This is a genomic window from Cryobacterium inferilacus (assembly GCF_019599185.1).
GTDB lineage: Bacteria > Actinomycetota > Actinomycetes > Actinomycetales > Microbacteriaceae > Cryobacterium > Cryobacterium inferilacus.
The window spans coordinates 1-1544 of sequence record NZ_JAIEUL010000051.1; the positions used below are offsets into that span (position 1 = coordinate 1).

The window sequence follows — 1544 nt, forward strand, 5'->3', positions numbered from 1 at the left end:
GCAGGAGCGGTAGGGCCCCTGCGGGGCACTGTGGGGTGAAAAAATATGCCCCTGGTCGCGTTTGTGAGTCTGGCTTGGCGGGATGATGTCGGTGTCTGTCGCGGCGACGCCGGTCTTAACTTGGTGCTGTGTGTTGCGAGCCTGCGCAGGAGCGTGGTGTGGAGGACTCCCACGGGAACCGTGGATTGTTGCTTTGAGCACGGGTGTTAGATTCCGATTGAACCCCAGTCCTCCCCGTGACAGACCCGAATATTGGGTCGAAGGGTGAGGAGTTGGATCATGGATATTGTTCACGACCGGGCGGCGGGCATTGACGTGTCTAAGCGCGATGCGAAGGTCTGTGTTCGAGTGCCGGCTGGCCGGCCGGGACGGTTCACCACAACCGTGACGACGTGGGGGTCAACGACGAGTCAGATCCTGGAACTGCGGGCGTATCTGATGCGTCACCACGTCACGACGGTGGTCATAGAAGCGACCAGCGATTATTGGAAACCGTTTTATTACCTCCTTGAGGAAACGTTGCCGTTGATGCTGGTCAACGCGAAGGCCGCCCGGAACATGCCGGGCCGTAAAACCGATGTTGCCGACGCGGTCTGGTTAGCCGAGCTCGCCGCGCACGGGTTGTTACGGGCGTCGTTTGTTCCGCCGGAACCGATCCGTGAATTGCGTGATCTGACCCGGGCACGGGCGATCATGGTCGGCAACCGGACCCGAGAGATCCACCGGTTGGAGAAGTTCCTGGAAAGCACCGGCATCAAGCTTTCCTCGGTCGCGACGGACCTCACCGGTGTTTCGGCTCGGGCCATGCTCGAGGCGTTGATCGCGGGCGAACACGACCCGGAAGTGCTCGCCGAGCTCGCTCAAGGACGGATGCGCGCTAAGAAACCCGAACTTGTTGAAGCGTTGGTCGGCCGATTCGGCGAACACCACGCCTTCATGACCCGGCTACACCTGAACACGATCGATACGTTCACCGAACGACTCACCGACCTCGACAACCGGATCGAGGCGTCGATGGCGCCCTTTCGTCCCCTCCGAGACGCCCTCACCACCATCCCGGGAGTCTCAACCATCGTCGCCGACGTCATCATCGCCGAAACCGGCGGCGACATGACCGTGTTCCCCACACCCGGCCACCTCGCGTCCTGGGCCGGTGTTTGCCCGGGCTCGAACCAATCCGCGGGCCGGATCAAATCCGCCCACATCCTGCCCGGCAACAAATACCTCAAAGCGGCCCTCGGCAACGCCGCGATCGCCGCGGCCCGCACCAAGAACACCTACCTCGCCGCGCAATACCGGCGCATCAGCGCCCGCCGCGGCCGGCTCAAAGCGATCGTCGCACTTGAGCACACCATCCTCACCGCAACCTGGAACATGCTCACCACCGGCGAGTGCTACACCGACCCCGGCGCCGACTTCTACGCCCAGCTCGCCCCGGAACGCACCAAGAACCGAGCCCTCACCCAACTCCGCAAACTCGGCTACGACGTCACCCTCACACCGGCGGCAGCATGACCTCACGTCTATTTTCGTGTTAGTTATGC

Annotated in this window: 1 protein-coding gene; it reads left to right on the forward strand. The window is 62.5% G+C overall.

The features are described from left to right. Window positions 1–279 precede the first annotated feature (279 nt). The gene (locus tag K2F54_RS18830; RefSeq protein WP_220607386.1) at window positions 280–1515 is read left to right on the forward strand and encodes an IS110 family RNA-guided transposase; all 1236 of its coding nucleotides are present in this window, start codon (window positions 280–282) and stop codon (window positions 1513–1515) included. Window positions 1516–1544 lie beyond the last annotated feature (29 nt).

Excerpts from the sequence above, each read along its gene's own strand:
- K2F54_RS18830 (WP_220607386.1), top strand. The coding sequence starts at position 280 with ATGGATATTGTTCACGACCGGGCGGCGGGCATTGACGTGTCTAAGCGC.